Annotated in this window: 27 protein-coding genes; 8 read left to right on the top strand and 19 right to left on the bottom strand. The window is 67.0% G+C overall.

The features are described from left to right. Positions 1–26 precede the first annotated feature (26 nt). From TSH58p_RS07310 to TSH58p_RS34665, 19 genes are all read right to left on the bottom strand, one after another. Positions 27–968: a S49 family peptidase gene (locus TSH58p_RS07310; RefSeq protein ID WP_109068510.1), complete on the bottom strand. Its 942-nt coding sequence runs from the start codon at positions 966–968 to the stop codon at positions 27–29. Positions 969–981: 13 nt separating this feature from the next. Then, positions 982–2268 carry a phage portal protein gene (locus tag TSH58p_RS07315; RefSeq protein ID WP_109068511.1) on the bottom strand — a complete coding sequence of 429 codons (1287 nt, stop codon included), beginning with the start codon at positions 2266–2268 and terminating at the stop codon, positions 982–984. After that, on the bottom strand, positions 2265–3938 hold the full coding sequence (locus tag TSH58p_RS07320; protein ID WP_247873869.1) for a terminase large subunit: 1674 nt from the start codon (positions 3936–3938) through the stop codon (positions 2265–2267). Before TSH58p_RS07320 ends, TSH58p_RS07315 begins: the two co-directional genes overlap by 4 nt. Position 3939: 1 nt before the next feature. Continuing rightward, entirely contained in the window at positions 3940–4509 is a 570-nt protein-coding gene (locus TSH58p_RS07325) for a phage terminase small subunit P27 family (RefSeq protein ID WP_109068512.1), read from the bottom strand. A 93-nt stretch (positions 4510–4602) separates the two neighbouring features. Continuing rightward, positions 4603–4998, bottom strand: coding sequence for an HNH endonuclease (locus tag TSH58p_RS07330; RefSeq protein WP_109068513.1), 396 nt, complete (start codon positions 4996–4998; stop codon positions 4603–4605). 102 nt (positions 4999–5100) lie between these two features. Next, complete coding sequence (locus TSH58p_RS07335; protein WP_146205827.1) at positions 5101–5688, bottom strand: hypothetical protein; 588 nt, start codon at positions 5686–5688, stop codon at positions 5101–5103. Between the two features lie 308 nt (positions 5689–5996). Further along, positions 5997–7598, bottom strand: coding sequence for a phage/plasmid primase, P4 family (locus tag TSH58p_RS07340; protein ID WP_109068515.1), 1602 nt, complete (start codon positions 7596–7598; stop codon positions 5997–5999). 177 nt (positions 7599–7775) lie between these two features. Further along, on the bottom strand, positions 7776–7976 hold the full coding sequence (locus TSH58p_RS07345; RefSeq protein WP_109068516.1) for a hypothetical protein: 201 nt from the start codon (positions 7974–7976) through the stop codon (positions 7776–7778). Then, positions 7973–8692: an MT-A70 family methyltransferase gene (locus TSH58p_RS07350; RefSeq protein WP_199230039.1), complete on the bottom strand. Its 720-nt coding sequence runs from the start codon at positions 8690–8692 to the stop codon at positions 7973–7975. Before TSH58p_RS07350 ends, TSH58p_RS07345 begins: the two co-directional genes overlap by 4 nt. Next, positions 8689–8958 carry a hypothetical protein gene (locus TSH58p_RS07355; protein WP_109068518.1) on the bottom strand — a complete coding sequence of 90 codons (270 nt, stop codon included), beginning with the start codon at positions 8956–8958 and terminating at the stop codon, positions 8689–8691. The genes TSH58p_RS07350 and TSH58p_RS07355 overlap by 4 nt, the downstream gene beginning before the upstream one ends. Before the next feature lie 17 nt (positions 8959–8975). Continuing rightward, entirely contained in the window at positions 8976–10673 is a 1698-nt protein-coding gene (locus TSH58p_RS07360) for a bifunctional DNA primase/polymerase (protein WP_109068519.1), read from the bottom strand. Next, on the bottom strand, positions 10670–11257 hold the full coding sequence (locus TSH58p_RS33045; protein WP_146205829.1) for a hypothetical protein: 588 nt from the start codon (positions 11255–11257) through the stop codon (positions 10670–10672). Before TSH58p_RS33045 ends, TSH58p_RS07360 begins: the two co-directional genes overlap by 4 nt. After that, on the bottom strand, positions 11254–11697 hold the full coding sequence (locus tag TSH58p_RS07370; protein WP_109068521.1) for a hypothetical protein: 444 nt from the start codon (positions 11695–11697) through the stop codon (positions 11254–11256). The genes TSH58p_RS33045 and TSH58p_RS07370 overlap by 4 nt, the downstream gene beginning before the upstream one ends. 1 nt (position 11698) lies before the next feature. Next, positions 11699–12235, bottom strand: coding sequence for a GNAT family N-acetyltransferase (locus TSH58p_RS07375; RefSeq protein WP_109068522.1), 537 nt, complete (start codon positions 12233–12235; stop codon positions 11699–11701). Beyond that, entirely contained in the window at positions 12228–12557 is a 330-nt protein-coding gene (locus tag TSH58p_RS07380) for a hypothetical protein (RefSeq protein ID WP_109068523.1), read from the bottom strand. The genes TSH58p_RS07375 and TSH58p_RS07380 overlap by 8 nt, the downstream gene beginning before the upstream one ends. A gap of 4 nt (positions 12558–12561) precedes the next feature. After that, positions 12562–13002, bottom strand: a complete 441-nt coding sequence (locus tag TSH58p_RS07385) for a hypothetical protein (protein WP_247873870.1) — start codon at positions 13000–13002, stop codon at positions 12562–12564. After that, positions 12999–13373, bottom strand: coding sequence for a hypothetical protein (locus TSH58p_RS07390; protein WP_109068524.1), 375 nt, complete (start codon positions 13371–13373; stop codon positions 12999–13001). The genes TSH58p_RS07385 and TSH58p_RS07390 overlap by 4 nt, the downstream gene beginning before the upstream one ends. A gap of 2 nt (positions 13374–13375) precedes the next feature. After that, a complete protein-coding gene (locus TSH58p_RS07395) occupies positions 13376–13864 on the bottom strand; it encodes a phage regulatory CII family protein (protein WP_109068525.1) in 489 nt (162 codons plus the stop codon). Between the two features lie 114 nt (positions 13865–13978). Beyond that, on the bottom strand, positions 13979–14242 hold the full coding sequence (locus TSH58p_RS34665; RefSeq protein ID WP_371732433.1) for a carph-isopro domain-containing protein: 264 nt from the start codon (positions 14240–14242) through the stop codon (positions 13979–13981). A gap of 102 nt (positions 14243–14344) precedes the next feature. On the opposite strand from TSH58p_RS34665, the gene TSH58p_RS07400 reads away from it, so the two are divergent. The 8 genes from TSH58p_RS07400 to TSH58p_RS33055 all read left to right on the top strand — a co-directional run bounded on the left by TSH58p_RS07400 (position 14345) and on the right by TSH58p_RS33055 (position 18452). Continuing rightward, on the top strand, positions 14345–14815 hold the full coding sequence (locus TSH58p_RS07400; protein WP_162600031.1) for a helix-turn-helix transcriptional regulator: 471 nt from the start codon (positions 14345–14347) through the stop codon (positions 14813–14815). 744 nt (positions 14816–15559) lie between these two features. Then, positions 15560–15769: a hypothetical protein gene (locus TSH58p_RS07405; RefSeq protein WP_109068527.1), complete on the top strand. Its 210-nt coding sequence runs from the start codon at positions 15560–15562 to the stop codon at positions 15767–15769. 193 nt (positions 15770–15962) lie between these two features. Further along, positions 15963–16391, top strand: a complete 429-nt coding sequence (locus TSH58p_RS07410) for a hypothetical protein (RefSeq protein WP_146205830.1) — start codon at positions 15963–15965, stop codon at positions 16389–16391. A gap of 191 nt (positions 16392–16582) precedes the next feature. Next, the gene (locus TSH58p_RS07415) at positions 16583–16768 is read left to right on the top strand and encodes a hypothetical protein (RefSeq protein WP_146205831.1); all 186 of its coding nucleotides are present in this window, start codon (positions 16583–16585) and stop codon (positions 16766–16768) included. Positions 16769–16774: 6 nt separating this feature from the next. After that, positions 16775–16957, top strand: a complete 183-nt coding sequence (locus TSH58p_RS07420; protein WP_109068530.1) for a hypothetical protein — start codon at positions 16775–16777, stop codon at positions 16955–16957. Positions 16958–16964: 7 nt separating this feature from the next. Next, positions 16965–17387 (top strand): hypothetical protein, encoded by a 423-nt coding sequence (locus TSH58p_RS07425; protein ID WP_109068531.1) that lies wholly within the window; start codon positions 16965–16967, stop codon positions 17385–17387. Beyond that, a complete protein-coding gene (locus tag TSH58p_RS33050; RefSeq protein ID WP_158282562.1) occupies positions 17384–17560 on the top strand; it encodes a hypothetical protein in 177 nt (58 codons plus the stop codon). Before TSH58p_RS07425 ends, TSH58p_RS33050 begins: the two co-directional genes overlap by 4 nt. Then, a complete protein-coding gene (locus TSH58p_RS33055; protein ID WP_158282563.1) occupies positions 17550–18452 on the top strand; it encodes a hypothetical protein in 903 nt (300 codons plus the stop codon). Before TSH58p_RS33050 ends, TSH58p_RS33055 begins: the two co-directional genes overlap by 11 nt. The last annotated feature ends 51 nt before the right edge of the window (positions 18453–18503 follow it).

Consider the following 18503-nt stretch of genomic DNA (forward strand, 5'->3'; position numbering starts at 1 on the left):
GGCCGCGTGGTTGATGGGCGTGTGGGTTACGCGAAGGCGAGCGAGCGCCGGGATTGGCCGGACGGGCGGGCGTTGCGCATCCGGGCCAGGGTGTCTTCGAAGGTGGCGACGCGGTCGGCCATGCCCAGCCGCACCGCTTCCGCCGCGCCGACCACGCGGCCTTCGCCGAAGCCGTTGCGCACGTCCGCCGGCTTCACGCCCCGGCCACGCGCCACGGCCTTCACGAACATGCCGTAGTAGTCGTTGACGCGGGCCTGCATGGCGGCCTGCGCCTCTTCGGTCAGGGGTTCATAGGGGTTGCCCTCGGCCTTGAACTTGCCGGCCTTGACCAGCGTCGCCTTGACCCCAGCGGCTTCCATCGCCTTCGAATACTCGACGTGCGCCGCATAGACGCCGATGGAACCGACCTCCCCGGAGGGCGTGACCACCAGTTCATCCACCTGCGCCCCGATCCAGTAGGCCGCCGACGCGCACACCGTGTCGGCAATTCCAACCAGGCGCTTTTGACCGCGGGCATCGAACAGCTCGCGCGCGGCCTCCTCCACAAGGTCCACGCTGCCGCCGGGTGAATCGATGTGAACGAGGATCGAGCCGACCTGTTCGTTCGACAGGGCTTCGCGGACGCGGGCGCGGAAGCGGTCCAAGGCGGCCATGCCGGACACGTCGGCGAACATGCCGGCGCGCGGCGTGATCACGCCTTGGAGCGGGATCACCGCCACGTCGCCGCTGCGGGCAGCCCCGACGCGGGCGGTTTCGGCGCTGATCTTGCCTTCGACCTCCGCCGCGATGCGGTCGCGGATTTCCGCTTTGGTCAGGCGGTTCCCGGCGGCGCGGAAGGCCACAAGGTCGGTGATCACGGCCAGCATGCGCGGCGTGATCGCCCACGGCGTGTCGGCCACGGCGCGGACGATGTGGGCATAGTGAAGCTCCATCGCGTCGGGCGCGATGGGGACGGAGCGTTCGGGCATGGGGACGGGGCTCCTACTGCGGCAGCGAAACGGTAAGGCCCAGGTCTTCGGGCAGGACGGCCCGCGGCGCGTGGGCCGCGGGGGGCTTGGACCCGGCCGGCGCCATGTTGAGCGGCTGGAGGTAATCGTCACCGTTCGGGATCGGGTTCATGTTCTCCATCCGCCGAATGTCGTTGATGGACAACCACCCGCCCTGCCGCCCCTGGAAGAACGCCTTGTAGCGGGATTCCAGATCGCCGCGCAGCAGGCCGGCGACGTTGAATTCCGCGAAGTAGACGTCCGGCCGCAGGATCAGGTCGGCGTTGATCTTGCGTTCCCACAGCACCAGAATCGGCAGGATGGTGTCGGTAACGAACTCGATGGCCTGTTGCTCGATGTTGTTGTTCGTCGCCTTGCCGAGAATGCCGACCTTGTGCTGCGGCACGCGCCAGATGCGGGCCAGTTCCTCGTTCAGGGCGTTGCGGGTTTCCAGAAACTGGCCCTTCTGGTTGTCGAGCTGGGCGCGGTTGTACTTGATGCCGTGTTCCAGCATCGCGTCCTTGTGCTGGTTCGATCCCGTCCGCGCCCGCCGCCACGCCGACAGCCAGTTGTCACGGTCCACCGTGGCCTTGAAGGTGCCGGGCGGCGCCTCCAGCAGGCCGCCGGACTGGCCGTCGTTCTTGAAGAATCGAGCCCCGTAGGCATGCACGGCCAGGGCCGCGCCGATGATGTTGCCGCTGGTCTTGGTGACCGGCACCCCGGTCAGGCCATCGGCGGAGAAGGGCAGCGCCCGCAGGTGCAGCATCTCGGACGCGTGAAGGGTTTTCCGCTGGCCGGTGCGAAGGTCGATGACATCGTACCAGACCTCTCCGGTGCTGCGGTTCCAGCGCGGCGTGACGCAGCTCGGATGATGCGGCACGAGCTGATCGACCGCGCCGCGGGGGCCGGGTACGATTTCCGCATAGGCGTTGCGGTACCACGCCAGCCACCACGTCATCTGGCCGAAGAACTCCCAGGAGGTCTGGAACCCGTTGGGGCGGAAGGCGAACAGATCGGCCAGGGGATGCCCGTCCGCCTCCTCCCGCCCACCGTTCGGCAGGCGCCGGAAGACCTTGATCGGCAGCGAGCAGACCGTTTCCGACAGCACCTTTTCGCAGTCGAGAACGACGGGCAGTTGCAGCGCCGCGTCGGTGGTGACCAGCATGCCGGAGGTCGCCGTAACGGCGCCGTCCAACGACGAATACCAATAGTCGTCCGCCGGGTCGCGCGGGCGTTCTTCCTGCTGCCCGTCCTGCCCGAACATGCGTTGCAGCCAGCTCATGCCGTGGGCACCTCATAGTCTTCGGGGACTTCGATCCCGCCGCCGCCCGGCTCCGCCACCATCGCGCGGCCAACGGCCATGGTGCCGGCCACGATGCCGTCGATGCGCTTGGGCGTTCCCCGGCGGTCGGGCTTCACAGGAGCGATGTTGTCGCGCCCATCGGTGTCGTAGGCGACGCACGTCGCCATCCAGCGGGCCACCGGGTTGCCGCCGTGGTTGAGGTCGCCCGCGATGATCAGGCGTTCGAACTCCTTCGACGGGGCAGACATGGAGGCGTAGCCCTGCCCGAAGGGCACCATGGTCACGCCGTCGTTGGTCAGTTGGGTGGTGATCTGGCTGGAGTTCCAGCGGTCAATCGCCAACTCCTTCAGGTCCACCATCTCGGTGATCGGCGTCCAGGCGCCGAGCTGCGCGGCGCCTTCGCCCTGCCCGGTGATTTCCGCCCGGATCACGTCGTAATCGACCGTGTTTCCTTCGGTCTGGCAAATCCAGCCCTCCGTGATCCACTTGGCGAAGTCTACGCGGTCGCGCTTGCACCGCTCCCGCAGGTCCCGGTCGGACGACACCGGCAGCCAGAAGCGCCACCACACGTCATAGCCGGCCCCGTCCAGCTTGGGCGAGACGAGGCACAGGGCGGTCAGGTCGGTGGTGGTGGACAGGTCGAGGCCACCCCAGCACGGACGGCCCGCCAGATCGGCCAGCGTCACGGGCGTGACGCGGCAGGCATCCCACTTGTCCATCGGCAGGCCGGTGGTGATGACCTGATCGACCCACAGGTTCAGATGGAAGCGCTTGAAGTCGGCTTCCTTGCGCAGCTTGCCCTGTGCGTTGGCGCATTCCGTCGTCAGGAAGTCGGCCTTGACCGACACGCCATAGCCGGGGTTCGCCTTCGCCCAGGTGGCCGGGTCGGTCCAATCGTCCTCCGGATCGGCAGCGAAGATGACCGGCAGGAAGGTGGGGTCGATCACCTCGCCCTTGAGGATCGCCACCGCCCGTTCGTGCACTTCCCAGCCGTAGCCCTTGCCATACTCCCCGGCGGTCGTGGTGTAGACCTCCAACGGTTGGCGGCGGGCGATGGCGCCCTTGTGCACCACATCCTGAAGGTCGCCGGACGGCCATTCGTGGATTTCATCGTAGATGCCGCCGGACGGGCTGAACCCGTGCTTGCTCCCCGGCTTCGCCGACAGCGGCTTGAAGCTGGCGGCCAGCTCGGGGCAGTACAGGGACGTCTTGTAGACCTCCACCGCCTGCATCAGCTCCTCACACAGGCCGACCATGACGCTGGCCTTGTTGAAGACGATCTTGGCCTGATCCTTGTCCACCGCGGCGGAATAAACCTGACCGCCGAACTCGCCATCCCCGATCAGCATCAGGATGGACAGGCCGGCGGCAAACTCCGTCTTGCCGTTCTTGCGGGGCACTTCCAGGTACAGTTCCCGGATCAGCCGCGTTCCGTCCGCCCGCTTCCAGCCGAACACGGTGCGGACGATCTTCGCCTGCCACGGCGCGAGGTGGAACGGCTGGCCCCACCACTGCGCTTCCGTGTGGCGCAGATAGGTGGGGAAGAACGCCACCGCGGCTTCCGCCGCCGCATGGTCGTACCAAGCGCCATACTGCTCCCCGCCGACCGGCATCGGGGGAGCGTCGATGGGCAGACCGGTGTCGGTCACGTCAGTTCAGGTGCCGGCGGTTCAGCAGGCCCACCGGAGACGCGGCGGGGGCTGGCGGGATGGTCGGCGCGTCGGGCGACGGGGCGGACTGCTGCGCCGCGTCGTCACCGAACAGGCCGGGCTGCTGCGGCAGCGGCGGCGCCATGGACAGGCGCTGCAAGAGCTGCTGGCGCGCGGACGGCGACAAGCCGAAGCGGTCCTCCAGCGATTCCAGGCGGGATTCGAGACGGTCACGGACGAGGAAGGCGGGCCGCACGCGCTCCAGCTCGCCGTGTGCGCTTTTGCTGGTGTAGGTTTCGCCGTTCTTGCGCAGGTCTTTGGTCAGCGCTCCCCAACGGGCCAGATGCTCGCAGTAGCGGGAGAACGCGCCGAAATCGGTGCTTCGCAGCAGCTTCATGCGGGCGAGCTCGGGCGCCAGTTCCTCCCAGATGCGGCGCGCGGCGACAGGCAGACCCTTCGGGGCTGACGCCTTCAGACCCGGCACATCGTGCGCGGCGGTGGACAAGGGGCGGTGCCCAGGGTTGCCCTGCGCCTCCCTCACCTCCGCCGGTTTCGGCTTGCGGCCCTTCATCGTCTAACCTCTTGGCTAAAAAAAGTTTTGCCAATTTCGCGCGCACAAAAATTCGTCTGAGGCACCGGTCCCAGGGGCGAAAGGCCCCAGGGATCAGACACCCCCTACCCCTCGGCTGGACCGGGCGGCGGCGCGGCGTTCCTCGCTCTGCTTCCGGCCGTCGTGGCAGGGCTTGCAGAGGCTTTGCGTGTTCGCACCGTCGAAGAACAGCGCCCGGTCGCCACGGTGCGGCACGACGTGGTCGCAGATCGTGGCCGCCTCAACCCGCCCGTCTGCCGCGCACATGCGGCACAGCGGCTCGACCGACAGGCGCCACGCGCGCAGCTTCAGCCACGCCGCCGTCTTGTACCAAGCGCGCCACGGCTGAGAGGCCCGGCGGGCATGGTCGTGCTGCTGGCGGTGCTGCTGGGCGTGGGCGTCGCAGAACCGGCCATCGGTCAGGTGACCGCAGCCGACAGCGGCGCAGGGTTTCTTGGGTTTCCAGGGCATGGCAGAGAAGGGGCCGGAAAGCGAAGCGCCCGGTCGGAGTTACCTCCGCCGGGCGCATTCATCCAACCTAGGTAATATTGGTCGCAAACCCCCCCGCGTCCGTCAAGAGGGAATTTTCAGAACACCAAGACAGAATGTTTCAGCATAGGCGCGAAGCTGGCGCAGCACCTCGTCACGGACCCGGTCATTCCGAAGCCCAAGACGCTGATCCAACGCCGTCGCCGACACCTCGCCCATGATCACCCGCACCACGACAAGGTCCACGAACATGGAGCCCCGACGCCCATGCAGCGTTCCAGCAGCCTTGTCCGCCCGCAGGGTCCGCCGCCACTGCTCAACCCGCACGGCAGCCGGCGCACAGACCACACCACCGACCGGGGCGAGCGGCGGAGAGGTGCGGTTTCCACCGTCCACCACCAAGGCCGAAGGATCGACCGCCCGCAGACCCGACGCCGACGCCACGACCTCCAGCGACAGCCCACGGGCGATGTCCACCGCCGCCATCACCTGCGCCGTGGTCATCCGCCCGCGGGCATACATCAGCGCCACCCACCCCTTGCCGTGCAGCACCCCCGGCACCGCCGGGTCGCCGCGGTCGGGCAGGGTCAGCCACCGCCCCGTGACCAGCGCATCGTCGGTATCGTCCGCGCCACGCCCCAACACCACCGATCCACCATCCATCGTCGCCACCCCGTTCACATCAAGACCCGACCGACCGGCACCACGCCCTAGAGTGCTCCCTGACACCTCAGAGCCCTCCCTACCTAACTCATTGAAAATACTTATGAAGGAGAGGATAGGGAGAAGAGGGAAGACAAATGGGCCGTCATGCGCACGCCCGCACATGGCCGCGCGCCCGCCCGCACGCGCACATGAGGCCAACCCCGAAAAAGCGCTCCCTGTCCTCCAAGTCCTCTCTAAGCCCAGCATTTCCGCCCCTTTCCCCCAGGGAGGGGGTACGAACCACCGCTCCCTGATGGCCCGACTTCTCCCTGCGGCTACATCACTGGCACGGGCTCGACGCCCTCCAAGAGTTGCAACCCAAGATAGTGATTTACCCCGCTCGACTTGACGACGCGATGACCACGATCCCGCATCTTCTTGCCGAAGCTGTTTGGCTTCACCGCTTCCCGCGCATTTCGCTCGCACCATTTCGTGTACGCCTCATAAAGGGCAGTAGCAGTCACCCGCTTCCCCAGAACAGCAGCGACTTCAGCTTCCAAAAACTCACCGATTGGGTCGCTTTCCTTCTTCCACTCATCCACCGCCGCGGTGATGATTTCCGGCGGGTTCAGGCCCTCTTCCCACCACATGGCAAGCCCATCCAGCAGCCAGTTGAAGACGCCCGCTTTTTCCTCCCGTAGGCGGTCCGGCAGGCCGCGGTCGCGCTCCGCCTCCGGAATGACCACCTCGAACGGCACCAGCTTCACGCGGCGCCAGATGCCCGTGTCCTGCCCGACGATGCCGGGCTTGTGGTTGGTGGACATGATCGGCTTGAACACCGGACGCAGATCGAATTCTTTCTCGTGCAAGTTGCGCGTCGGCAGGGGTTCCATGCCGGTCACGGCCTTGACCAGACTTTCGTCCAGCATCGCCCCGCCCTTCGGCTCCGACATGAGCAGCAGCCGCACACCGGGCAGCTTCGCCAGCGACGGGCGGGCCTTGTCCGGATCGTCGTTGTGCTTCGACATGAAGACGCCAGCCGGCACGGTGGCGGCATAGTCGCCGAAGACCTCCCGCATCAGGTCGGTCAAGGTCGATTTGCCGTTGGCGCCCTCCCCGTGGAAGATCACGAACACCTGTTCGGTCACGTCCCCGGTGAGGCAGTAGCCGAACAGCCGTTGGAGGAAACCCCGCACCGCCGCGTCGGGCTGAATGCGGGCCAGGAAGGCGTCGAAGGCCGGGCACTTGGCTTCCGGGTCGAACCCCACGGGCGCCAGCTTGGTCAACAGGTCGTCACGGCTATGCCGCCGCACCGTCGTCCCGGCGGTGGTCTCCGGCCTCTCCCGAAGGTCCAACGTCCCATTGTCGATGTTCAGCAGCCACGGGTTCGCGTCCATGACGCTGGCCGGCTTGGTCACCCGCGGGGCGACGATCTCCAACATACCGTTGATCTTTCCGGCGTTGCCGGTCTGCACCGCCCACTTCTCCCCTTCGTCAATGCTCTTGCGCCATTCCTTCATCCGGGCCGCCGCCATGCGGGCGCGCTCCTTGTCGTCCTCGCACTCCCGCTCTTCGTCCGAAGGCGGCGGCGGACCGAGACGGCGCAACGCCTCCACCTCGCGGTAGAGCAGCGCCCCCGTCTTCTGCGCGAGCAGCTTGGCCATCGCTTCGCCCAGCTCCAGGCGGTAGCGCTTGCCGTCCCAGGTGTGCTGGCCCACCCGGTCCACATACAGAAGCGCCGTGCCGAAGCGCGCCAGCAGGCGCGCGGCGTTGCCGCTGTCGTTGTAGGCGTACCGGGCCAGTTCCAGATCGTCCGCCGGATCACCTTCGACGGGCGGTTCATCACCCCCGCCGAAGCCGTCGAGCGGGGCCTGTTCCGCACCGTCGATGGCGGCGCGCAGGGCATCGACAGGCGTCTGATCGTCAAGCGGCGCCATCGCCCCTCCAGCACAAAGCGTCTAGACGGATTGCGAGACATGGGCCGCCCCGCGTCACCGCGCCCGGCGCGCCTCCATTCCGCCATCCCCGTCCCCGTGCCACTAACGGGCAGCCCCCAAAGGGAGGGGTGCGGGGAGGGGAACAGAGGGGTGATGACGGCCATACAGTCGCCGTCATCATTCCAGCGGCTCCGCATAGCCGGTTGCGTCGCGCACACGGGACTGAAGGTCGGGAGGCAGCACCAGATAGGCTTCTTGCCAGAAACCGAAGGCGTCAACGTCCGGCGCGGCCTTGGCTGCCTCATACCCTTCGATCAGGCGGCCAGCCACTTCCACGGGAGGCACGACGAACACGGTCGGAAAATGAACTACGGTCATGGCCGAACCTCTGGTGTGAACTTGTTGGTTTCGTTGCCCCAGACCTCGAATCCCGGCCATGGCTGCCGGGCGAACAGTTCGCAGGCCGGGCCGTGGGGGATCAGACGTCGGGCTTTCTCGTATTGCTCGTCGGGCTTGCGCGAGTGCTCCCGCACCAGCGCTTCGATGGCGAGCGGTTCGCCATCCTCGAATTCCATGGTCTCGATCAGGCCGCGTTCCGAGCGGCAGCCCGGCCCATAAGGGGGAGCGCCGAAGGCCGCCAGCAGGAACAGTTCGGTGCATTCGCGCAGGACGTAGCCCGGCCCGAAGCTGCGCTTGCCGTTCTTCGTGACCTTCACCCACGGGGCGCCCGTCACGTAACGCGCGCCCCAAGCGTCTATGCACTCGAACGCCAAACGGAGCATTGCCCAGGTCGCCCACAGCCAAAGCAGGCACCCGTCAGGATGGGCGAGCTGGCGCACGGGAAGGGCTTTGATCTGCGCCAGCGGCATGCACCGATAGTGCTTCTGGGGCGCCTTGCCTTCGCCCTTCGGGCTGCGCAGGGTGAATTCCCATGCAGGGTCCGCCATGATCAACCGGTAACGCTGCGGCACCAGCGGAGCGAACTCCCATTCCGCCGGACGCCACGCTTCGGTAAGAGGCGCACCCGCCGGAGCGGCCTTCATGGTCGGCAGATCATCGAACAGGAGGGGTGCGGGGAGGGGACGAGCCTTCATGCGGCAACCCTCCGGACATCCCGCGCCGCGCTCCGGCGGTCCGCCGCCAGCACCGCCCGCCGGATGCGCCCGGCATAGGTCGGGGAATCGAGCAGCATCGGCCACATCAGGTCGTAGGCATCATCCCACCGCCAGCGGCGCCGGGCGGCGCCCTTGGTGGCCCGGTGGCCGTAGAGGCGCAGCAGTTCCGCCACCACCTCCGCCGGGCGCCGGGCCGTCCCGCATATCCAGGCGATGGCGAGCTTGCGCGCCTCACCTTCGGTCATGGCCGAACTTCTGGCGGTCATGACACCCTCGCCTTCTGCGCGGTCGTCCGCGCCACCCGCACCGTGCGGCCCTCGCCATTGCCCAACGCCGCCGCGATGGAGGCCGCGCGCTCCCGCGACAGGTCCCCGGCGCCCAGCAGCAGCACGTCGGTGACGGCGTCCGGCAGCAGCACGTCGGCCATGGCGACGGCGCCGCCAACGGCCCACACCGCTTTGTCGGGACAGGTCATGGCGCACAGCAGCCCCAGCGGCAGATCGGCGGCCAGATAGACCATGCTGGCATCGCCCAGCGGCGACAGCCGCACCGCGCCGCCGCGCCGTCCGAACATGCGCCGGGCCGGAACCGGGCGCCCGATGCTGGCGTGTTCCACCTCCACCGTCCGCCCGTCCGCATCGATCCAAGTTGCCAGCACGCCGGACACCTCCGGCCCGGTCGCTTCCGGGTTCCACACCTGCATGGCGGCCAGCACCGCCGGCCCACGGTGCAGCAGGACGCGCCCTTGCCCCGGCACCACATGCGTCAGGTCGAGACGATCCACCGCCCGCAGCATCGACCATGACCGAACCGCATTCGCCGCCCGCAGGAAGGCCAAGGCGCCGGGCACGTCATCCACCCGTCGCCCATCGGCCCACAGGGCACGGGCCGACGCCACGGCGGCGGCAACCGCCTGCGGGTCCTCCGCCGCCGTCCGGAGTGGACGGCGCGGCGCGGGCCTTCCGCTCCGCCCACGGCGTTGCGGCACCAGAGGCGCCGGCAGTTCGCGGGGGTGCTGCATGCCGCCGTCGAGCCCGGACTTGATCGTCTTCTGCGCCGCGATCAGCTCGCGCTGGTCACTGCCGAAGCACGCCAGGGCGGCCACGGACAGGTGCTGTTCGATCAGGGAACGCGGCAGGTAGCCGCCGGGGATGAACTGCCCCAGATTGAAGGCCGCTTCGTTCAGCGTCGAATTCCGACTGCCAGGCACAGCGGTGCGGACCTTCTGCGCCTCTTCCTCCAGCGCCTTGCGGGCATAGGGGTGGACGCTGCCCGGTGGCGGCCCGGCCCGTTCGGCGTCCGCTGGGGCCTTCGGCACCGACAGCCGCTTCGCCAGCCACGCCGGCAGGGCCTTGCCGTCCAGCGCCCGGCGGAGCCATTCCAGATCGTCCGGCGCCCCGATCACCAGCCGCACCAGCCACTCCGGCGCCGGAGCGATGGCCGTCGAATCGGGATCGGCGGTCCAGACGTAGCGCTTGCCGTTCGGGTGGACGCTGGGCGCGACGAGGATGTACCCGCCTTCGCCGCGGGTATCGAGGCCGGGGCCACACTTGGCCCGGCTGCTGTTCGGAATGGCCCGCTCCGGCCAGCGGAACAGCCAGTGCCGACCACCCGACGGTGTGATCTGGCCCAGCGTGTCCGGCAGGGGTTCGCCGAACAGGTCCTCCAGCTCGCGCAGGGTGCGGAAACCGTCTTCGTCGGTCTCCGGCTTCAAGTCGGCGTCGAGAACCCAAAAGCCGCTGTCCTCCCCTGCCGCCGTGGCGACGTTGGCCGCCGGCCAGCGGCGCCAGAGCTGCGTCACCCAGAAGCGGGACGAGGCCGCTTCCTTCACGCCGTGTTCGAACAGCCCGACTTCCTTGCAGGGGACCTTGCCGCGGGGGACACAGGGGAACACCTTCCACCCGCGCCCCGCATGGGCTAAGGCCGCCTCCTTCAGTTCCGGTCCGGGTGTTTCGGTCATGACCGCACCTCGCCGACCCGACGTTCATTGATGGCCATGGTCCGTTCGGGCGCCCCAGCGAGGCGGGCGCGCCAATCGTCAGACCAAAGCGGGGCGAAACCACGCTCAATCAGCGCCGCATGAGTGCGGGGCCGCAGCCCGCGCAGCAGATCGGGATTGGTGACGAACAACCGGAACATCTCTGCGAACCACTCGCCATCGTCCGGACAGTAGTTGGTCAGCTTCGGTTCGCCGGACTGACGACGCAGTTCCGCGCTGAAGTTGCCGCGGTAACGGTCTACGGTCGTGCTGCGCAGCACATCGACGTGGTGCCCCAGCTCGTGCGCAAGCACGCCATAGGGGGTTCGGTCAACCGCATGTCCCGGATACGACCACGCCCGACCGGCAGTCCCGATGGATGCACACTTCGGATCGCAGATATTGATTATGGTCGGACGATAGTAGGCGCAGGCATCGAACGGCCAATCGACCTTCGCCCAGCGCTTCACGGGCGGGCAGTCAATTCCGTTCAGTTCGCACCATTGCTGAATCAGCCGCTGCCCGCGCAGGGAGAGCTGAAACTTGGTCGGATGCGGCGCGGTCATGGCCGAACCTCCGCACCGGCAAGCGGCTCCCACCGGATCAACACCCCCTCGAACCGGGTCAGGCCGGGATGTTCCGCCGCCCAGAAGGCGACAAGGTCCGGCCAGTCGCGGAAGCCGTCATAGATGGCGAAGGCGTCGAGCTGCCGGGCGGCCTCGTGTTCGTCCGCGGGCGTCATCGCATCGCCGATGATCACGAGGCCCGGCTTTTCGAGCAGCAGGGTCACCGGTTCAGCGGCCACGCACCGGCCCTCGCCCAGCTTGCGGCACTGCCGCGTCCGCATGCCGGTGTAGAGCTGCACCAGCTCGCCGGGGCGCGCGTGGCGCTTGCCGCCGCTGGCGCCCCGGATCGTCTGCCGCTTCATGCCCGGCAGCAGAGGAGCGTGTTCCAGCCCGGCCAGGATGGGGTCGATGAAGCGGGGGCGGAAGGAATAGGCGACCATCTTAGACGCCCTCCCCCAACGCACCGACCTTCCCGACGAGAAGGTTCGGATCACCCATGCAGGGCGAGAACCCCATGCGGCGATAGGTTTCGGGGCGGGCGGCGCGGACGATGACGAAGTCACCATCGCTGCCTTCGAGCCGGATACCGGAAAGGCGGATGCGGATCAGGGCTTGCCCGATCCCGCGGCCCTGCCAATCGGGATGGACGCCCGCATAGGACAGCTCCCACCCGAAGGCCGAACACCACGCCTGCCGATAGCCGGCCACGCCGACCACCCGCCCGCCCTCCGCAGTTTGGGCGACGTAGAATCGCGCCTGCCCCGCCGTCCGTGCATGAACGGAATCGTAGAGTTCATCGAACAGCCGCCCCTGCTCGTACCGCCGCGCGAGGCTCCCGTCCGGACGGATGTGCGACGCCTGCAACACGGCCACGGCCTGCCCGATGGCGGACGGTCCGGCATCCCGCAACCGGCGGAGCGTGATGGGAACTGGCCCTGCCACCTGCTCCAAGAAGGGATTGGCGATGCCGTCAAGCATGGCCCACCTCCGCCGTCTCCACCGCGGTCAGGCGACGCCGCGACTCCGCAGCAGCCGCGTCATAGATCGACCATGCCAACTTCTTGATGGCATCCAGACCGCGCATGTCGTGCTTTTTGCGGAGGTGCCCGTTGATGGCCTGCCACGCCTGAACATCGTCCGCCCGGAAAGCAGCGATGCACAGCGCGTACAAGGCGGCCAGAGACCGGCGCGTGCTTTTAGGGTCGTCAGCCTCCACCTGGATCAGGACGATCAGCGCGAACTGACCGGCCTCCGGTCCGGACGTACCGCCAGTGTAGACCTTGCGTTGATCGGTGGTCATGGCTTCAGCCCTCCACCGGCTCGCCACGGCGCAGACGCGCCGCGATGCCAGCCACACCAAGGGCACAGCCCTTCACACCGTCCCGGACGCGGGTGGTGGGCTTCCAGTGATGATTGTCCCACGGCCAGATATCCGCCGGCCTGCCCGGCGGAAACTGCGCGCGATGCCCGTCGCCGCTGCCCGCATGCAGCAGATATTCGCCGCCGGCCAGCTCCAATTCGCCGTGGGTTTCGTGCCGGTCGTCATGCTCGGGCGTGAAGCCCTCCCCCGTGATCTGCCGCGCCCGCTCCGCCGCGATCATCGACAGGACGACGATGTCTTCCGCCGTCAGCCCTTCCGGCAGCACCAGCATGGGGCGCTTGCCCTGCAACCCCTCGATTTCCTGGAAGAACGCCACGTCGTCAGCCGACGCGGGGGTATTCTGCACATCCTTCGGTTCGTTCATCGGTCGGACTCCATGGCAGCCGCGACGCGCGCGGCGTGTGAAAGCAGCGGCACGTCGCTTTCGACGAGGCCGCAATGGTCAGGCTCCGCGGGGCGGACGGGCCGCGACACGCGGGTGGCATAGGGGGTGGCGAAGTCGGTCAGCGCCTCTTGCAGCGCTTCGGTGCCCACGGTGCCGGACAGCCACGCGGCGGCGGCATCGGCCAGAGCGGCGGCGGCGCCGCTCACACCGGCATCGCGGGCGGCCTCAACCGCCGCCGTCAGCTTGGCCCGGTCCTCATCGGCAGGCCGCCGGGTCAGCAGCACGCCATTGACGGCCAGCATGAGCGCGAAATCGGGGGACAGGATGCGGTCTGCTCCGGCGGTCGCCATGGTCAGACCTCCACCGGAGCGGGCACCGGCAGCAGCGCGGTCACGTCGTGTTCGAGAGCGTCCAACACCGCGCGCAGCTCGGCGGCCTGCGTCAGGATCGCCCGCGCCTCCTCCGGCAGAATGGACTTGCCGCCGGGGCCGCAGACCGCACGGGCGCTGCGCAGCTCCTCCGCCAGATCACCCATTTCGGCCATGGCCTCGGCCAGACGCGCCATGGGGTCGCCCGGTTCCCGGACCTCTGCCGCCGACCGCCGAAGCTCCGCCCGGTAGGCGGTCAGGATGGGCGGGGCCTCGCCCAGCAGCATGCAGGCCCGGTCCAGACGCAGGGCCTGATAGACCGGAATGTGGTGGGCGTCGTCGTCCGGATCGGACCACGCGCGGATCAGGCGAGCGCTCTTCCGCGTCGCCCCCTCCGCCTGTTCGTCGCCGAGGATGGCAAGGGCGACGGTAACGCCGTCCTCCACCGACAGAGGCTTGCGGCGCTTAGCCATGCCCGAATCCCTTCTTGAGATTGCACAAGACGAACGCCATTCGCGTGGCGATATTCACGTCATGCTTGAAGCGGGATGTGATCGATGTGGTTGGGAGCGGCTTCGCCATATCGGCTACTCCCCAGCGACGCAGGCAACGGGCCGGATATGCTCAGAACGCAGCTCGAAAAAATCGGACGGCGCTAACGCGATGCCTAGCGCAAGCGCTGCATCAAGCACCGCCTGTTGTTGGCGTGCAGGAATCCAGCCGCGCGCTAGCCAGCCCTGCACGGTGGTACGGTTACGGTGCCCCAGCGTCTCCGCCAGTTGCGTGACGCCAGATTGCACATCGGTCGTCGCAAACTTCGCGATGATCCGTTCGGCTTGGGTAGGTTTCATATCGAAAGAGGTAACGCATTTTGCGTTTGTCGGTCAACGTGGATTGAGTTGGCTGGAGCGTGCGAACCATTCGGCGGGCATCGGGAGGGCCGGTCAATGCACGTGAGCGAGCGCCTGCGGGAATTACGCCAGCGCGCAGGCATTAGCCTCGACGAGCTGGCGAAAGAGGCAGGTTTTAAGGGCCAATCCAGCCTTCAGCGCTATGAAGACCCAGAAGCTTATAAGCGCCCTTATTTCCGGGTGGACTTCGTAGATCGGATCATTGGGCCACTAACAAAGCGCGGCATTCCCAAAGCGGAGGTGCTGGCCTTAGCGGGTATCAATGTCACCGAAGAACCAGCTATGCCACCCGATGCCCTGCACGCGCATATTGTGCAGGTAGCTGTTGAAGCATTGGCGGTCTTCTTAGAAGAAACTAAGCTAGCTCTACCACCAGCAAAGCAAGCATCACTGATCGTTGATTTCTGCCGCGCCTACGGGGACGAGGTTGCTGCCGGAACTCAACCGGCCACCCCTGATGTCGCTCACGCCATTTCCTTGCTGCGGCTGTTCCATCGTGGCCGTGCCGGCTGACCGCCTCCGCTCGGCTTCAGCCAGCACCGCCACGATACGCGCAACACAATCCGCCTTCGTTTCCATCGCGACCTTCCCGGTACGTTCCTGTACGCCTGCGCAACCGCTAAGGGCGGCAGCTTGTATTGTCTGCGACATCATACCTTTGCGTGGGTTTATGTTCCCACAGTCGAAAGATCGAGCGCAAGGCGTAAAATCTTCGGCCCGACGAAGCGTAAGGTAAACGGTGCGTTTACCGATTCATTAGATTTCAAAGGAAGTTTGGATATTAGGCTTTTCATCCGCTCAAATCCGCGCCATGTGTTGTCTGCCTGCACAGGTGGGTGAGGCGGACGTAATATCAGCGTTCCCGGCGCGTACGGCCGGGTTCGAAGGTTTCACGGCGCGGGCGGACCGCGTGCTCTGGGGGCGTCCCTTCCCCCATCTCCGCCGAGTCCCTGCGAGAGAACTGGCGGAAGCCACAAAACTATACACGTACTCCACTATTCCGATACGCTATTTTGCCGCACCCATACCTGTAGGTGCATATTTGGGTATGGGACTCATGAAACACCCACACCTGCACGTCTACCCGCTCCCAGCTAATAACGCATTTTGCGTTGACAGATGAGCCGTGCTTCGCATATCGGTGATTAGCCGATGCGCGGAAGTGGTAGCCCCTTTTTAGGCCGCGCCCGGTTTCCTCCCAACTGCCCGCCGGGCCGGGCCGCGCATGGCCCGGCGGGACTTTCTTGGAGACATGGCATGCGTCACCCCTCGTCCGCCCGCACCAAAGCCCCCGCCATCGTCCGCCGCATGGCGGGCCACATCGTGCGACTGACCGAAGGCAACGGCACCTGCACCAGCGACGATCTGCGTAACGCCGGTTTCACCGCCGGGGAAATCGCGGCCCATGGGCACGCCGCCCGCGATCTGGCCGCCGAACGGCTCCGCCACCTGGATGTCGCCGCGTAGTTCCTGCCGCCGGGACCTCAAACCCAGCGGCGGCTACCCAAGCGGGCCAGCAAGTCCGTTTCGGTAGCCGCCGCTGCTGGTGGTGAGCGCACCGGGCGCATCCCCGGCTCACCCATTGTTTTTTCACGGTTCGCAGAAACTCCCGGCCTTCGGGCCGGGCCTTTTCCAGACCGCCCCATTCCGAGATTCCGCCATGACCGCACCAGCCAACCACGGCCCGGTGAACGGCGAAGCTATGCCCGCCGGTCGCCGCCGCGCCGCCATCATCGATCCCGAGACGCAGGCCACCTATCGCCTGTGGATGGAGCTGGTGCGCGTCGCCCGCGACATCGGCGGGCGCGATGCCGCGCGCCGGGTGTGGGAGCAATCGCCCCTGCCCCGGCTGGACCGCTGCCCCGCTGAACGGGACTGGATCGGCTCGTTCCTCGCGGAAGTGACCGAGCCATCGCCGGGCAGCCGCCTCCAGGCGGAAGCCCTGTGGCAAGCCTACCTCGACTGGTGCAGCCCCCGCGGCGTGGACCCGTTCACCCGCAAGCGCTTCCTCCAGCTCGTCGCCGAACGGCTGCGCCGCCAGAAGGCTAGCACGATCCACTTCCTGAACATCCGGCTGAGGGTGCGATGAACGCCGACAAAGCGTCTAGTCGCTCTTCGCTGGAAGGCCAAGGAGAGGCCGGGACGCCCACGCGGGCACGGACGGTGCGGACAACCTATTCACCGTGCCCCTGCCGCGAATGCGGGACGGCCTACACGCCCCGGCACATGCAGCAGGAATTCTGCTCTGAACCCTGCAAGAAGGCTTGGACCAACCGCGCCATGACGCGCGGCATGGTCGCCTATGAACTCCTGATGGAGTGGCGGAGCCTCCGGCGCTGGAACCTGATCAGCGCCCTGTCCGCCCTCGTCCGCGACTGGCGCCACGACGACCGCACCGCTGGCCGCACCTACCGCCCCCGCATCTACAACCCCAACAAAGGCCGGCGCGAGACGCCGCCGAAGTGAGGCCCCATGTCTGCACCCGTCACCAAGTCCGAAGTCCTTTCCGCCCTGAAAGCCGCCGGCAAGGACATCACCGATCCGCGCCGCATCGCCGAAGCCGAGTATCAGGCCGCCGCGACCGAGCACAGCGAGGAAGCCCGCGTCTCCCTCCGCCGGGACCTCGCCGAAATCCGCAAGATGGGCCGGAGGTAAGGCAGCCATGGCGACCAAACAGCAACGCCTGCACCGGGAAGCCCTGCGGGCCATCGCCAGACTGGAAACCCTGATCGACGAACTGAAGAGCGCCGGACCGTGCCCGCTGGACAGGCGGAATGCACTGCTGAACACGCACGAACAGATTAAGGGCCTGCTCAATCGCTTCCCGCCTAATCCGCAGACGGGCGAACCGGTCAATACCTGCATGCTCGGGCAGGCCATCAAGCCCAGCTTCCCACAGGATGACAACTCCATCTGGCGCCGTGTGGCCTTAACGCCGCTCGACATGCCGCCCCTCGCGAAGCTGCCCGGAACTCGCCTGATGTTCATGGACGAGCCGAACGCGGGCGCCGCGATGGACGAAGGTCTGGTCAAAGCGCTGACCAACGAACAGGCCAACGGCACGACACCGGAGGCTGAATCATGATGGTCAACGGAACCTGCGTCATGTGCGGCGACATCGACCGCATCGACCACCGCACCGGCCTTTGCGAGTGCTGCGAGGCCGACGCCGACCTTTTCCGCGACCCGCTGTGGGACGGCGACCCAATCAGCTTCTTCGCCGGCATCCAGGCGACGGGAGACGACCATGCCTTATGAGTGCTTCGTGCCTAAGCGCTTCATCGGTCGCAACGGCGAGCTGATCGAGCAGGCCAACAGCATCATCGCCGAATACCAGGATCAGGGCTTCGTGCTGACCCTGCGCCAGCTCTACTACCAGTTCGTGGCGCGGGCGCTGATCCCCAACACCATGCAGTCGTACAAGCGCCTTGGGCAGGTGATCAACGACGCCCGCCTTGCTGGCCTTGTCGATTGGGACGCGCTGGAGGATCGCACCCGCAACGTCAGGGCGAAGCCGTCCTGGAGCAGCCCGGAAGACATTCTGGGCGCCTGCGCCAGCCAGTTCCGAATCAAGCGTTGGGCTGACCAGCCCTGCCACGTCGAAGTCTGGATTGAGAAAGACGCCTTGGTCGGCGTGATCGAACGTGTCTGCAACGAACACCTCGTGCCGTTCTTCGCCTGCCGTGGCTACACCAGCCAATCGGAGCAATGGCGGGCGGGCAGACGCTTTGCCCGGCTGGCGGAGGAGGGAAAGCGCGTGGTCGTCCTCCACCTTGGCGACCATGACCCGTCCGGGATCGACATGACGCGGGACAACATCGACCGGCTGTCGATGTTCGCGGGCGAAGAGGTGGAGGTGCGCCGGCTGGCGCTGAACATCGAACAGGTCAAGAAGTACCGCCCGCCGCCCAACCCCGCCAAGGAGTCGGACAGCCGGTGCAACGGCTACAAGCTCCGCTTCGGCGACAAGAGTTGGGAGTTGGACGCGCTGGACCCCCGCGTGATCGACGGCCTGATCCGTGACCAGCTCCAAGAGCTGATCGACCAGGACCGTTGGCGCGACGCCATAGCCCGCGAAGAAAAAAGCCGCCGGCTCCTCAGCGAGGCAGCCACCCGCTGGGACGAGGTCGCTGAGCTGCTCGACTACTAGGCCCGGCAGCAACCGCCCATTGGGGCCGCGTTGTAGCGGCCTCCCCCCCTC

The sequence above is a fragment of the Azospirillum sp. TSH58 genome, assembly GCF_003119115.1.
Classification (GTDB): domain Bacteria; phylum Pseudomonadota; class Alphaproteobacteria; order Azospirillales; family Azospirillaceae; genus Azospirillum.

What these genes read in the sequence shown, in the direction of transcription:
- TSH58p_RS07350 (WP_199230039.1), bottom strand. Translation starts at nt 8,692, where the DNA reads ATGAAGGCTCGTCCCCTCCCCGCACCCCTCCTGTTCGATGATCTGCCG.
- TSH58p_RS34665 (WP_371732433.1), bottom strand. Translation starts at nt 14,242, where the DNA reads ATGAAACCTACCCAAGCCGAACGGATCATCGCGAAGTTTGCGACGACC.
- TSH58p_RS07330 (WP_109068513.1), bottom strand. Translation starts at nt 4,998, where the DNA reads ATGCCCTGGAAACCCAAGAAACCCTGCGCCGCTGTCGGCTGCGGTCAC.
- TSH58p_RS07425 (WP_109068531.1), top strand. Translation starts at nt 16,965, where the DNA reads ATGGCGACCAAACAGCAACGCCTGCACCGGGAAGCCCTGCGGGCCATC.
- TSH58p_RS33050 (WP_158282562.1), top strand. Translation starts at nt 17,384, where the DNA reads ATGATGGTCAACGGAACCTGCGTCATGTGCGGCGACATCGACCGCATC.
- TSH58p_RS07360 (WP_109068519.1), bottom strand. Translation starts at nt 10,673, where the DNA reads ATGACCGAAACACCCGGACCGGAACTGAAGGAGGCGGCCTTAGCCCAT.
- TSH58p_RS07345 (WP_109068516.1), bottom strand. Translation starts at nt 7,976, where the DNA reads ATGACCGTAGTTCATTTTCCGACCGTGTTCGTCGTGCCTCCCGTGGAA.
- TSH58p_RS07405 (WP_109068527.1), top strand. Translation starts at nt 15,560, where the DNA reads ATGCGTCACCCCTCGTCCGCCCGCACCAAAGCCCCCGCCATCGTCCGC.
- TSH58p_RS07355 (WP_109068518.1), bottom strand. Translation starts at nt 8,958, where the DNA reads ATGACCGAAGGTGAGGCGCGCAAGCTCGCCATCGCCTGGATATGCGGG.
- TSH58p_RS07410 (WP_146205830.1), top strand. Translation starts at nt 15,963, where the DNA reads ATGACCGCACCAGCCAACCACGGCCCGGTGAACGGCGAAGCTATGCCC.
- TSH58p_RS07315 (WP_109068511.1), bottom strand. Translation starts at nt 2,268, where the DNA reads ATGAGCTGGCTGCAACGCATGTTCGGGCAGGACGGGCAGCAGGAAGAA.
- TSH58p_RS07390 (WP_109068524.1), bottom strand. Translation starts at nt 13,373, where the DNA reads ATGGCGACCGCCGGAGCAGACCGCATCCTGTCCCCCGATTTCGCGCTC.
- TSH58p_RS07325 (WP_109068512.1), bottom strand. Translation starts at nt 4,509, where the DNA reads ATGAAGGGCCGCAAGCCGAAACCGGCGGAGGTGAGGGAGGCGCAGGGC.
- TSH58p_RS07380 (WP_109068523.1), bottom strand. Translation starts at nt 12,557, where the DNA reads ATGACCACCGATCAACGCAAGGTCTACACTGGCGGTACGTCCGGACCG.
- TSH58p_RS33055 (WP_158282563.1), top strand. Translation starts at nt 17,550, where the DNA reads ATGCCTTATGAGTGCTTCGTGCCTAAGCGCTTCATCGGTCGCAACGGC.
- TSH58p_RS07395 (WP_109068525.1), bottom strand. Translation starts at nt 13,864, where the DNA reads ATGGCTAAGCGCCGCAAGCCTCTGTCGGTGGAGGACGGCGTTACCGTC.
- TSH58p_RS07420 (WP_109068530.1), top strand. Translation starts at nt 16,775, where the DNA reads ATGTCTGCACCCGTCACCAAGTCCGAAGTCCTTTCCGCCCTGAAAGCC.
- TSH58p_RS07385 (WP_247873870.1), bottom strand. Translation starts at nt 13,002, where the DNA reads ATGAACGAACCGAAGGATGTGCAGAATACCCCCGCGTCGGCTGACGAC.
- TSH58p_RS07340 (WP_109068515.1), bottom strand. Translation starts at nt 7,598, where the DNA reads ATGGCGCCGCTTGACGATCAGACGCCTGTCGATGCCCTGCGCGCCGCC.
- TSH58p_RS07415 (WP_146205831.1), top strand. Translation starts at nt 16,583, where the DNA reads ATGACGCGCGGCATGGTCGCCTATGAACTCCTGATGGAGTGGCGGAGC.
- TSH58p_RS07370 (WP_109068521.1), bottom strand. Translation starts at nt 11,697, where the DNA reads ATGGTCGCCTATTCCTTCCGCCCCCGCTTCATCGACCCCATCCTGGCC.
- TSH58p_RS33045 (WP_146205829.1), bottom strand. Translation starts at nt 11,257, where the DNA reads ATGACCGCGCCGCATCCGACCAAGTTTCAGCTCTCCCTGCGCGGGCAG.
- TSH58p_RS07375 (WP_109068522.1), bottom strand. Translation starts at nt 12,235, where the DNA reads ATGCTTGACGGCATCGCCAATCCCTTCTTGGAGCAGGTGGCAGGGCCA.
- TSH58p_RS07310 (WP_109068510.1), bottom strand. Translation starts at nt 968, where the DNA reads ATGCCCGAACGCTCCGTCCCCATCGCGCCCGACGCGATGGAGCTTCAC.